This is a genomic window from Pseudomonas sp. ICMP 8385, from assembly GCF_002699915.1.
In the GTDB taxonomy this organism is placed as follows: Bacteria; Pseudomonadota; Gammaproteobacteria; order Pseudomonadales; family Pseudomonadaceae; genus Aquipseudomonas; species Aquipseudomonas gessardii.
Genome location: NZ_LKBY01000124.1, coordinates 204,482 through 216,228 on the forward strand (window position 1 = coordinate 204,482; position 11,747 = coordinate 216,228).

9 protein-coding genes are annotated in these 11,747 nt (G+C 59.0%); 4 read left to right on the forward strand and 5 right to left on the reverse strand.

Translation table 11 applies throughout. The features are described 5' to 3' along the window. Positions 1 to 5: 5 nt before the first annotated feature. Entirely contained in the window at positions 6 to 1,676 is a 1,671-nt protein-coding gene (locus tag AO268_RS25095) for a response regulator (RefSeq protein WP_076961497.1), read from the reverse strand. Positions 1,677 to 1,950: 274 nt separating this feature from the next. On the opposite strand from AO268_RS25095, the gene AO268_RS25100 reads away from it, so the two are divergent. The 4 genes from AO268_RS25100 to speA all read left to right on the forward strand — a co-directional run bounded on the left by AO268_RS25100 (position 1,951) and on the right by speA (position 6,223). Continuing rightward, a complete protein-coding gene (locus tag AO268_RS25100; protein ID WP_076961496.1) occupies positions 1,951 to 3,018 on the forward strand; it encodes a DUF2333 family protein in 1,068 nt (355 codons plus the stop codon). Positions 3,019 to 3,021: 3 nt separating this feature from the next. Further along, the gene (locus AO268_RS25105; protein WP_076961495.1) at positions 3,022 to 3,558 is read left to right on the forward strand and encodes an NUDIX hydrolase; all 537 of its coding nucleotides are present in this window, start codon (positions 3,022 to 3,024) and stop codon (positions 3,556 to 3,558) included. 183 nt (positions 3,559 to 3,741) lie between these two features. Beyond that, positions 3,742 to 4,113: a translation initiation factor Sui1 gene (locus AO268_RS25110; RefSeq protein ID WP_029297635.1), complete on the forward strand. Its 372-nt coding sequence runs from the start codon at positions 3,742 to 3,744 to the stop codon at positions 4,111 to 4,113. 196 nt (positions 4,114 to 4,309) lie between these two features. Beyond that, entirely contained in the window at positions 4,310 to 6,223 is a 1,914-nt protein-coding gene (speA, locus tag AO268_RS25115; RefSeq protein ID WP_076961494.1) for an arginine decarboxylase, read from the forward strand. A gap of 9 nt (positions 6,224 to 6,232) precedes the next feature. On the opposite strand, the gene AO268_RS25120 is transcribed toward speA, so the two are convergent. The 4 genes from AO268_RS25120 to AO268_RS25135 form a co-directional block, all read right to left on the reverse strand. Then, the gene (locus AO268_RS25120; RefSeq protein WP_099170175.1) at positions 6,233 to 7,741 is read right to left on the reverse strand and encodes a M91 family zinc metallopeptidase; all 1,509 of its coding nucleotides are present in this window, start codon (positions 7,739 to 7,741) and stop codon (positions 6,233 to 6,235) included. A gap of 136 nt (positions 7,742 to 7,877) precedes the next feature. Beyond that, positions 7,878 to 9,221: an MATE family efflux transporter gene (locus AO268_RS25125; protein WP_099170176.1), complete on the reverse strand. Its 1,344-nt coding sequence runs from the start codon at positions 9,219 to 9,221 to the stop codon at positions 7,878 to 7,880. Positions 9,222 to 9,358: 137 nt separating this feature from the next. Further along, complete coding sequence (locus AO268_RS25130) at positions 9,359 to 10,876, reverse strand: M91 family zinc metallopeptidase (protein WP_099170177.1); 1,518 nt, start codon at positions 10,874 to 10,876, stop codon at positions 9,359 to 9,361. Positions 10,877 to 11,073: 197 nt separating this feature from the next. Next, positions 11,074 to 11,373 (reverse strand): DUF6124 family protein, encoded by a 300-nt coding sequence (locus AO268_RS25135; protein WP_076961491.1) that lies wholly within the window; start codon positions 11,371 to 11,373, stop codon positions 11,074 to 11,076. Positions 11,374 to 11,747 lie beyond the last annotated feature (374 nt).

Below are 11,747 nucleotides of genomic sequence, written 5' to 3' on the forward strand. Positions count from 1 at the left end.
TTTGGTTACAAGGTTATGACGGAGTCAGTGGCGTCCGGTGAAAAGATGGCACTTTGCTTTGATGCACGCGCAGCGTGTACGCGATTGCGCCCGGCATCCTTGGCGCGGTACAGCGCTTCGTCGGCCTGGGCCGCCATCATCAGGCTGTCGGAACCGCCGCACAGCTCGACCACGCCGGCGCTGAAGGTGCACCACAAATCCTGGGGCTGGGCCGGGTAATGGATTTCGGCAAAGCGCCCGCGGATTTCGTCGAGCACTTTGCAGGCGGCGTCCAGGTCGGTGTCGGGCATGACAATGGCGAACTCTTCGCCGCCGTAGCGGCCGATGTAGTCGGTCTTGCGCAGGCGCTGCTTGAGAAACAGCGCCAGGCTCTTGATCACGCGGTCGCCCATGGGGTGGCCGTGGCTGTCGTTGACCCGCTTGAAGTGGTCAATGTCGAGCATGGCAAAGCTCAGCGGCTTGTTCTCGCGGCGCGAGCGGAAGCTGCAATCTTCCAGCAGTTGCAGGATATGGGTGTGGTTGTACAGGCCGGTCAGGCTGTCGCGCACCATCCGCGCCTTGAGATGGCGGGCGCGGGCGGCGCGGTTGCGCACGGTGGTAATCAGGTGGCGCGGCTTGATCGGCTTGGTGAGGAAGTCGTCGCCGCCTTCGCTCATGGCGTCCAGTTGTTTATCCAGGTCGTCTTCGGCCGACAGGTAGATGATCGGCACGCTGACATAGCGGTCATTGTGGCGGATCACCTTGGCCAGCTCGGTGCCGGTGCAGGCCGGCATATACATGTCGAGGATGATCAGGTCGGGCTGGAAGTCCGCCAGTTCGGCCATGGCCTGGATCGGCTCGATCAGGGTGCGAGTGACGATCCCGGCACTGTTGAGCAGGCGCTCGGTGTGCATGGCCTGGGCGCGGGAGTCGTCGATGATCAGTACTTTATAAGGCTCGTACTGGGCGACGCAGGTCAGCACTTCGATTTTTTCCAGCAGGCTCGAGGCTTCCAGGGTGCCGGTCAAAAACTCCTGGCCACCGGCGCGCACGGCGGCCAGGCGGGTAGGGGTGTCGGTTTCGTGCAGGCTGAAGAACAGCAGCGGCAGTTTCTGTTCCAGGCCTTCCTGGGCTTCGGCGGCCAGCTTCAGGCCCAGCCCGGCGCCGCAGAAGTCCACATCCATCACAATCGCCGCCGGCAGGCGGTCGGCCATGACGTCGCGGAAGGCGGCCACACTGTCCAGGGATTGCGCGCTCAGGCCAAAGAATTCCAACTGCTTGGCCAGGCGTTCGGCGCGGTCGTGATCGGCCAGCATCACGTAGATGGGCTTGCGCATCGGCGGCAGGAACGTCTGGTCCAGTTGGTCGCCCTGGCGCAGGCCGGTGCGCGACAGGCGCTGCATCAGGCGGTTGAGGTCGGTGATCAGGTGGCTGCTCAGGCGGCCGCGGTTTTCGTCCACGGCTTTAAGCGACTCGATGATGTGCCGGGCCAACTGGCCATGCTCGGGTTGTTCAAAACGCTCGGCAAACCGTAGCAGGCGCAGATTGGCCTCGCTGAGTTCGCTCAATTCGGCGTTCGACCATTCGCTGCGCTGCAAACGCTGCCAGATCTCAAGAATTTGACGCGCCTGATGAATTACCCGCTGGGCAAAGTGCTGCTTGAGACGCTCACGGCTTGGGTCTTCTGGCTCGGTCATATCCTGACTACTAGGTAAGGGTGCATGCTGAGGTCGACTGGTGGCTCTATGCTAGCACCTCTTTTCATTCGCACGCGTGTCATACGTCAATTAACTGCACTGTCCAAAGGATTCATTTGCTGACCGTTAGGTCGCGTAGGCGCATCAGCGCCCATCCTTTATAGTTGAGTGCCAGCTTTGCGCCACCTTGATGAAAAGCCCCGCACCGACGGGCACGATGGGGTAGGGTTGTGGTCGTAGCTATTGAACTCAAGTGACTGAAAGGATATCCGCCATGCTGGACTGGAAAAACCGTGCAGGCAGCGCCCCAGGCCCAAGCCCTGCGCCCACGTCGGCCTCCCGCAGCTATTTTCGTAATCTGCTGATGAGCCGGGCCCTGCTGACCCTGGTTGTGATTTACCTGTTGGTCACCGGTGGCCTGGGTTGGTATTGGAGCCAGGAGCCGGCCTTGTTCCCGGTCCAGCAAAACGCACAACTGGCCGCCGAAAAAGACGGCAAGCAAATGGTGATCGGCTTTACCACCGTCGAAACCGTCAAGACCGTGGTGGGCACCCTGCTCAACAAGCCTGGGGGCTACATTTCCAACGACCGCTTCCCGCCTGGGTTGTGGATGGACAACATGCCCAGTTGGGAATATGGCGTGCTGGTGCAGGTGCGTGACCTGACCCGCGCCCTGCGCAAGGACTTCGCCCGCTCGCAATCGCAATCGGCCGAAGATGCCGACCTGGCCAAGGCCGAGCCGCGCTTCAACTTCGATAACAAGAGCTGGGTGCTGCCTTCCAGCGAATCGGAGTACCAGGAAGGCATCAACTCCCTGAACCGCTATCAGGCACGCCTGTCCGACCCCAATCAAAAGGGCGCCCTGTTTTATGCCCGCGCCGATAACCTGAACAACTGGCTGGGCGATGTCGCCACCCGCCTGGGTTCGTTGTCGCAGCGCCTGTCGGCCAGCGTCGGCCGGGTCAAGCTCAACACCGCGCTGAAAACCGAAGCGCTGGCGCCGGGCGAAGTGCCGCAGGTCGATGAGGAAGTGGTGGAAACCCCATGGATGCAGATCGACAACGTGTTCTACGAAGCCCGCGGCCAGGCGTGGGCCCTGTCCCACCTGTTGCGCGCCATCGAAGTCGACTTTGCCGACGTGCTGGCCAAGAAAAACGCCACCGTCAGCGTGCGCCAGATCATTCGTGAGCTGGAGGCCTCCCAGGAAACCCTGTGGAGCCCGATGATCCTCAATGGCAGCGGCTACGGCGTATTGGCCAACCACTCGCTGGTAATGGCCAACTACATCTCCCGTGCCAACGCGGCAGTGATCGACTTGCGTCAACTGCTGAACCAGGGTTGAGCCATGGTCGATAGCGCCAAGGAGGTCGCGCACCGCGCGGCCTCGGATGCCGAGCACATTGCCTGGGTCGACGAGCAGGACAACCTGCTCGGCGCCCTGGTGCGTGCCGACCTGCGCGAGCGTGGGCTGATCGGGCGCGGCACCTACATCATGCTGTTCAACTCAAAGGGTGAGCTGTGCGTGCATCGGCGCACCCTGAGCAAAGCCATCTATCCCGGTTACTGGGACGTGGCGGCGGGCGGCATGGTGGCGGCGGGCGAGACCTACGAGCAGTCGGCCGCCCGCGAGCTGGCAGAAGAGTTGGGCGTCAGCGGCGTGGAACTGACCGCCCACGACCACTTCTTTTTCGAAGACACGGGCAACCGGCTCTGGTGCTCGGCGTTCTCGGCGGTCTGGGACGGGCCGCTGCAATTGCAGCCCGAAGAGGTGCTGGAGGCGCGTTTTATGCCCATCGAGGCGGTGCTGGAGGATATCGAGCAAAAGTCCTATTGCCCCGACTCCCTGGCCGCCTTAAAACGCTATCTGGCGGCGCGTCGCTAAAGTTGCATAAATTGGCGCCATTTGGCTCTTAGCAAGTAGGCTTTTTGCCGTTACACTGCGCGACTTTTCAAGCCGAACCGCCTTGGCGGTTCGGTAGCGCTGCCCCTGCCTGAGTGGGGCTTCGCGGTCGGTGATCCCGTTGACGGGCACTGATCAGTCTTCATCCTCCCAAGAGGATTGCCGGTGGCCAAAAAAGCCGCATCCTTCGCCGCCCTTGGTGGCCTGGTGTTTTCCACCGACGCAGGTCGGCATTGCCCGGACTGTCGCCAGCCCGTGGACGCCTGTACCTGCAAACAGACCCTGATTCCCGAAGGTGACGGTATTGCCCGCGTACGCCGCGAGAGCAAGGGCCGTGGCGGCAAGACGGTGACCACCATCACCGGCGTGCCCCTGGCGGCCGAGCCACTCAAGGAGTTGGCCACCGTGCTGAAAAAGCGCTGTGGCACCGGTGGCGCCCTGAAAGACGGGATCATCGAAATCCAGGGCGACCACGTCGAGTTGCTGTTGGCCGAGTTGATCAAGCTCGGTTACAAGGCGAAGAAGTCCGGCGGCTAGCAGCCTCTGTGAAACCCGCACCGACGAGCGCGCTCGTCGTCTCCATGGTTTCACAGAGCCTGTTCCTGACCGGTGTCTAAACTCTGTCCTGCAAGGGGGGTCTACCTCTCTCACAGGCAAATCGTCATTTTCACTCTTTAGACTGCGCCAGCCTCTAACTTGGGTGGCGCTCTTCGACTTTATATAGGGGACTTCGATGTCCGTACGACGCACACGCAAAGACGATGGCAGCCAATGGACAGTTGCGGACAGCCGCAGTGTTTACGGGATTCGCCATTGGGGGGCCGGGTATTTCGCGATCAATGATGCCGGTCGCGTTGAAGTCCGTCCGAACGGCCCGAACAGTTCGCCCATCGATTTGTACGAGCAAGTGGACGAGCTGCGCAAAAGCGGCCTGTCCCTGCCCCTGCTGGTGCGCTTCCCGGATATCCTGCAAGACCGCGTGCGCCAGCTGACCGGTGCCTTCGACGCGAACATCGAACGCCTGGAATACCAGAGCAAATACACCGCGCTCTACCCGATCAAGGTCAACCAGCAGGAAGCGGTGATCGAGAACATCATCGCCACCCAGGACGTGTCCATCGGCCTGGAGGCCGGCTCCAAGCCTGAACTGTTGGCCGTGCTGGCCCTGGCGCCGAAAGGCGGCACCATCGTCTGCAACGGTTACAAGGACCGTGAGTTCATCCGCCTGGCGCTGATGGGCCAGAAGCTGGGCCACAACGTGTTTATCGTGATCGAGAAAGAGTCCGAAGTGGGCCTGGTGATCGAAGAAGCCGCCAACCTCAAGGTCAAGCCCCAGGTCGGCCTGCGGGTGCGCCTGTCGTCCCTGGCGTCGAGTAAGTGGGCCGACACCGGTGGCGAGAAGTCCAAGTTCGGCCTGTCGGCAGCGCAGTTGCTGTCGGTGGTCGAGCGCTTCCGCGCTGCGGGCCTGGACCAGGGCATCCGCCTGCTGCACTTTCATATGGGCTCGCAGATCGCCAACCTGGCGGACTACCAGCACGGGTTCAAGGAAGCCATCCGCTACTACGGCGAACTGCGCAGCCTCGGCCTGCCGGTGGACCACATCGACGTTGGCGGCGGCCTGGGCGTGGACTACGACGGCACCCACTCGCGCAATGCCAGCTCGATCAACTACGACATGGATGACTACGCCGGCGTCGTGGTGGGCATGCTCAAGGAATTCTGCGACGCGCAGAACCTGCCGCACCCCAACATCTTCTCCGAAAGCGGCCGCTCCCTGACCGCCCACCACGCCATGCTGGTGGTGCAGGTGACCGACGTCGAGAAACACAACGACGACGTGCCGGTGATCGAGAACAAGGAAAGCCTGCCGGAAACCGTGCAATGGCTGGTCGACCTGCTGGGCCCGACCGACATTGAAATGGTCACCGAAACCTACTGGCGCGCCACCCACTACATGAGCGACGTGGCCGCGCAGTACGCCGACGGCAAGCTGACCCTCGCGGAAAAGGCCCTGGCCGAACAATGCTACTTCGCCGTGTGTCGCCGCCTGCACAACTCGCTCAAGGCCCGCCAGCGCTCGCACCGCCAGGTGCTGGACGAGCTCAACGACAAGCTGGCCGACAAGTACATCTGCAACTTCTCGGTCTTCCAGAGCCTGCCGGACACCTGGGCCATCGGCCAGGTCCTGCCGATCCTGCCGCTGCATCGCCTCGACGAAGAGCCGATGCGCCGTGCGGTACTGCAAGACCTGACCTGCGACTCCGACGGCAAGATCAAGCAATACGTCGACGAGCAAAGCATCGAGACCAGCCTGCCGGTGCATGGTTTGAACGAAGGCGAAGACTACCTGCTGGGGATCTTCCTGGTGGGCGCCTACCAGGAAATCCTCGGGGACATGCACAACCTGTTCGGTGACACCGACTCGGTGAACATCTACCAGCGCGCAGACGGTTCGGTGTACAGCGCCGGGATCGAGACCCACGACACCATCGAAGACATGCTGCGCTACGTGCACTTGTCGCCGGAGGAGTTGATGACCCACTACCGCGACAAGTGCGCCAGCGCGAAGATCACAGCGGCGGAGCGTACCCAGTTCCTGGATGCGTTGCGCCTGGGGCTGACGCGTTCGTCTTACCTGTCTTCCTGAGCCACGGGCTTATCCGATGCGCGGCGCTTCATCCACGTCATACCGGTCGCGCAACGGAACGCCCATTTCGGCACGCAGGGCGTTCTCCGTGAGGGGGGCGGGGTTTTTGCTGTTCATCGGGTTGTCAGGGTCGTTTTCAGCATCGAAGTGGGTGGCTGCCGTGGGAAGTCCAACGGCTTGATATTCCCTGTTTTCGACTTGAGCCGGCTCTCCGAACTGGAAGATGGGGATCCCATCTGTACCTATTACATCACCGCTGCCGGGTATTAACGTTCCGGTACCGCCATCGTAGGCATGAGCGAGTTCATGTTGGAACGCGATCTCAGGTGGCGTGGCAAAATCCTTATCAAAAAAAACGGGATTGGCGCCGATCCTGGAGTGAGCCGAAACTGAGCCCGGTTGGTTATTTCTTATAAAGCCAAATTCTGATGGATATGGATCGTTTTGAAGCTCTTTGACCGATAAGTTTTCTACGTGGTCAATATGCGGCTCGTATTCAAAATCACCCTCGGCGACGGTGATGGGCGCGCGCGTGCCGTCGACGAATTGATCCATCTTTTTTAGCATTTCCTGGCCGACGGGGGAGCCTCTTAGGCGATCTACAATGTCTTCCATCTGTTCTATAAATTCGGGTGTGCCTTCTATTTTCAAACCTTTCTTACCGCTCTCGGCATATTCCAAATGGGTGACTTTGGCTGCCATTGGATTGTTGATTTTGTCTTTGGGTTTTGCATAAATTTTATCGTTTTTATTATAGGAGTGAATGGTGTCTTTCCCGTCACCGCTATAGAAAGTAGTTTGGTTATAACCAGAAAGTATGTCATTTCCTCGTCCTCCGTTTAACACAACAGTGCCAGGGCCCGCATGTAGCAGGTCGTTACCCTGGTCGCCATTGAGGTATAGCACTCTATTGTCGGGCCCGGCACCGACATACAGGCGATCGTTGCCTTTGCCGCCGGACATGACCGCATTGCCGCTGCCTGCAATCATGATGTCATCGCCGTCCCCGCCCAATGCGGCGGTATTGCCACGCCCCAGGATGATCTGATCGTCGCCTTTGCCACCCTTTACCGTGGTTGTGTTTCCTTCTGCATGAATTACATCATTGCCGTCTCCGCCGTCGATGTGCAGTTCTATGTTGACACGCTTATCAATGGAAATATGGTCGTTACCGCCTCCGGTCATGATATTCAAGGAGTGCGATTTATTATCTGCCGAGAGCGGAAGCTTGTAGTCTTTTCCGTTGACGGAGGCGACAAGCTTGTTGTTTTGATCCACGCTGATATGAACTTTGTCCGAGCGGTAAGTAGTACTGAGTTGTACTTGGTTACGCGTGTTTAGGGTGTTGGAAAGTGGGTCTCTTTCTTTGATGGGTTTAAACAGTATTTTGACATTGCCATCATCCGCCAACACTTTTTCATAAGGGTTTCTGGGCGCTCCAGCATTGGGGGTGTTAGACAGGGACGTAGTGAGGTGTCCAGGAGTAGGGGTCGAAGTCGCGGATGTTTTAATAAACATGGTTGTTGGCCTACTTGAGAGTGGGGAGTTAACACACTGGTTGTGTGGTTCCCGTCTCTGGAAAGCGCTAAGGCACTTTGTAAGCCATGGTTGCTGATTTTTGCACGCAGGGCCCAGCGTTTTGGACCGTGCTCCTTCAGTTAGCGCCCAGCCACAGCCCCTGCCGATGCAGCCGCCAGGCAATCGCCCACAACGTCAAACTGCGCACTGCCATAAACAGCAGGAACGTTATCCACAGCCCGTGGTTACCCAGCCCCTGCAACGCCCAGGCAAGCGGCAGCATAATCAGCACCGCCAGCAACATGCCGTTGCGCATCTCCCGCGCACGGGTCGCGCCGATAAACAAACCGTCCAACAGATAACTCCACACCGCAATCAACGGCAGTACCGCCAGGTATGGCAGGTAGATATCGGCGGTTTCGCGCACGCTGGGGATATCGGTCTGCATGGCGATAAACAAGTGGCCGGCGAAGGTAAACAACAGCACAAACCCGAGGCTGGCGATCAGCGACCAGCCACAGGCGACCACCAACGAGCGACGCAAGGCCTGGCGGTCATGGGCGCCAATGGCGTGGCCGCACAACGCTTCCACCGCGTGGGCCAGACCGTCCAGGGCATGGGCGGTCAGCAATAGCCCATTGAGCAGTAGCGCATTGGCGGCGACGGTGGCATCGCCCAGCCGCGCGCCTTGCACGGTGATCATGAAAAACACCGATTGCAGCGCCAGGCTGCGGATAAAGATGTCGCGGTTGACCGCCAGCAGCGCGCGCCAGCTTTGCCAGATCTTGAGCGCCGCCCAGGCGATATGCCCGGGGTAGGCGCGCAAGGCTTTTTGCGTGAGGGCCAGGCCAAGCAGGGCGCCGGTCCACTCGGCAATCACCGAGGCCCGCGCCGAGCCGACCACGCCCCAGTCCAGGCCCAGCACAAACCACAGGTTCAGGGCGATATTCACCAGGTTAGTGGTCAACAGAATCGCCAGCGGCGCCCGGGCGTTTTGCGTGCCCAGGAACCAGCCCACCAAGGCATAGGTAGCCAGGGCGGCAGGCAGGCCGAACAGCCGGGTGTGGAAGAATTCGCGGGTCAGTTGATTCAACTCGGCCGAGGGCTGCATCCACTCCAGCGCCAAGTGGCTCAAGGGAATGCCCACCGTGCCCAGCACCATCGCCAACCCCAGCGCCAGCAACAAGCCTTGCAACAGGATTTGCCGCAGCGCCGCGCCATCATTGCGCCCCGCGGCCTGGGCGGCAAAGCCGGTGGTGCCCATGCGCAGAAACCCCATGGCCCAGGCCAGGAAGGTATACAGGCTGGCCCCCACGGCCACGGCGCCCAATTGGTGGGCGTGGGGCAGGTGGCCGATGACCATGCTGTCCACCAGGGCCACCAGCGGCACCGAGATATTCGACAGAATCATCGGCGCGGCCAGGGCCCAGACACGGCGATGGGTGGGGCGGTGGCGCCAGTCGGTGAGTAAGGTGGACATGGGGGCTCCTTGGGGGAGGAGCATTGTACCCATGCATTGGCAGTACAGCAGATTGGATAGGGGGGCTGGTTATGCTAGCTGAAAAACAGCCAGCGTGATCCCAGGCGCAGTCTTGTGAAGGGGCTTGTGCCCCAGCCCTAACCGATGAGTGGGGGCTCTTCTTCCGCGTATCGATCGCGTAGCGGTACGCCCATTTCTTCACGCAGGGCGTTTTCCGTGAACGGCGACGTGTTGGTTGTTGTGGGCGGTGTCGAGGGATCGTTGTCGAAGTCGAAGGGTCGGGTTTTGGTTGGAAGACCGACAGCTTGATACTCTGCGTTCTTCACCCTGAGCTGTGCGCCCTGGAACATGACCGGCTTGCCTTCTTTATCAAAGATCGGCTTATCGCCGGCTATGCCTTTGCCCTCGGCAAAGACGATGGCATGAATTGTTTCATGGTCCATGGCGATTAAGGGGGATGTGTCAAAGGCCTTCGTGAAATGCTCTGGAAGAAAGCCGATTACGCCATCTACGGCTTTTGATCCGGCGACGCCATTTGTTATATGGCCGTATTCAGGCAGAAATTCATGCTCAGGAAGCCGGCTGGCGCGTGGGATCTCTCCAACCGAATTAGATTGGCTGTAAGTGTTCGCCTCAAACAGCGGGGATCTACTTATGGTGACGTGGGTGCCATTTTTTTCGGCAAGGCGGTCCATTTCCTGCAGTACTTTCTGCCCGACCGGCGATCCCCTGAGTTGTTCAAGGTAATCCTCTGTTTGTTCAGTGAACTCTGGAGTGCCTTCTATTTTCAGGCCTTTTTTACCCGCGTTGCTGTTGTATTCAACATGGGTGGTGTTTACCTGTGCGGGTTTGTGGATCGTGTCGGTTTTTTTAGCGTAGATCCGATCCTGAACATCATAGGAATGGACTGTATCCTGGCCCGCGCCGGTATAGAAAGTAGTCTGACGATAACCTACGTGCTTATCGTTGCCGGGGCCGCCGTTCAAGATGGTTTTGCCGGTCCCGGCATAGAGTTCGTCGTTACCCTGGCCGCCATTGAGGTAAACCTGGCGTAGGTTGGTCTTCGGTGCGGGATAGTCGGCGTATAACTTGTCGTTGCCTTTTTGACCCAGCATCGTGGAGTTACCGGTGCCTGCGATCATGATGTCGTCGCCATCTCCGCCCAAGGCAACCATATGGCCGGTGCCCAGGCGTATGTAATCGTTGCCTTTGCCTCCTAATACGCTGCCGGTTCGTCCATTGGCCTCGATATAGTCATCACCGTCGCCACCGTCTATGTGCATTTCGATGTTGATGTTCTTGTCTACGGTAATACGGTCATTACCTCCTTGGGTCTGGATTCTCAGCGAGTGCACATCGTTGTTTGCATTCAGTGGTAGTTTGTAGTCTTTGCCATTTATACGTGCATTGAGTTGTTGGTCTGCCCCTATCGTGATGTTGATAGTGTCAGCCCGATCTGCAGTGGTAATCAGGACTCTGCTGGCATTCGGGACCAGCTTGCCTTGAGGGTCGGTTTTATAATCTGATAGATGTTGGATATTGGCGTTGCCATCATCGACTAAAGGCGTGAGGTAACGTAGGCCTTCTTGTATTTTAGGCGTGTTGGCAGCTGGAGGGGGGGTGGGCGGTGTTGATGGGCTCGGGAGTATATTCATTTACAGATCTACCTTGTTATGAGGGCCACTGTTTAACCTCGCAGGTTTAAAGAATCTGTGGTTTTTAATCCGAAAAAAAGCTGCATGTGTTTGTAACTAATCGAGAGCGAGGAGTTGGTTGTCCGGGATCAGCGAGCGGGTTTATTGGATTTTGAAGGTAGGAGTCGGTAAGCAGGCTCCTACCTTGTTGATCGCGTTTATCCCGGGGGATGCAAGCACTCGATAGAGCGGTCGACCGTGGTCTTGGCGATCTCCAGCAAATGCCACACCGCCAGCACCTTGGCCCGTTCGGCACCGGGCAAGTGTTCACCACAGTCGAGCGCAGTGGCCGAGGCGCTGTTCAGCAGGCTGGCGGTGTAGAGCAGGGAGTCTTCAAAACTCAGTTCTTCGCTGATGGAGTGGAAGCCCTGGGTCGGTAGATAGTGGCTGAGGGCGCGATTGAAGGCGGCGCGGTCGTTGAGCAGGTCGCAGGGTGGGTCGGGGACAATTTTATTCATGGCTTAGCTCCGAATTTGATTCTGAAGCCGAACCTGTCGCGACTAACGAAGGTGGCGGCTGTACGCAGGTTAGTCGACCGGCCAAAATCGGAAACTCCGGCGCACCCGAAGGCGCCCTGCGCACAGCCACCATAAAACTACATGGACCATGCGCCGAATTTGGAGTCGGGCGACTAAACCCGATCACTGATAAGCAGTGACGGATCGCAGACTAGTCACCGATTCCAACAGGCACAAGGCGCCAAGGATTGTCTAGGAAACGTCCTGCAATTTAAAGCGACACGCCTTGCTGGCCCTTTACAAACCATGACCAAATGCCAGCCCGACAAGCCAGCTCCCATAGGGAATTTTCTGCGCTTTTGAGGTGATCGAGA

Excerpts from the sequence above, each read along its gene's own strand:
- AO268_RS25105 (WP_076961495.1), top strand. The coding sequence starts at position 3,022 with ATGGTCGATAGCGCCAAGGAGGTCGCGCACCGCGCGGCCTCGGATGCC.
- AO268_RS25100 (WP_076961496.1), top strand. The coding sequence starts at position 1,951 with ATGCTGGACTGGAAAAACCGTGCAGGCAGCGCCCCAGGCCCAAGCCCT.
- speA (WP_076961494.1), top strand. The coding sequence starts at position 4,310 with ATGTCCGTACGACGCACACGCAAAGACGATGGCAGCCAATGGACAGTT.
- AO268_RS25095 (WP_076961497.1), bottom strand. The coding sequence starts at position 1,676 with ATGACCGAGCCAGAAGACCCAAGCCGTGAGCGTCTCAAGCAGCACTTT.
- AO268_RS25135 (WP_076961491.1), bottom strand. The coding sequence starts at position 11,373 with ATGAATAAAATTGTCCCCGACCCACCCTGCGACCTGCTCAACGACCGC.
- AO268_RS25130 (WP_099170177.1), bottom strand. The coding sequence starts at position 10,876 with ATGAATATACTCCCGAGCCCATCAACACCGCCCACCCCCCCTCCAGCT.
- AO268_RS25120 (WP_099170175.1), bottom strand. The coding sequence starts at position 7,741 with ATGTTTATTAAAACATCCGCGACTTCGACCCCTACTCCTGGACACCTC.
- AO268_RS25125 (WP_099170176.1), bottom strand. The coding sequence starts at position 9,221 with ATGTCCACCTTACTCACCGACTGGCGCCACCGCCCCACCCATCGCCGT.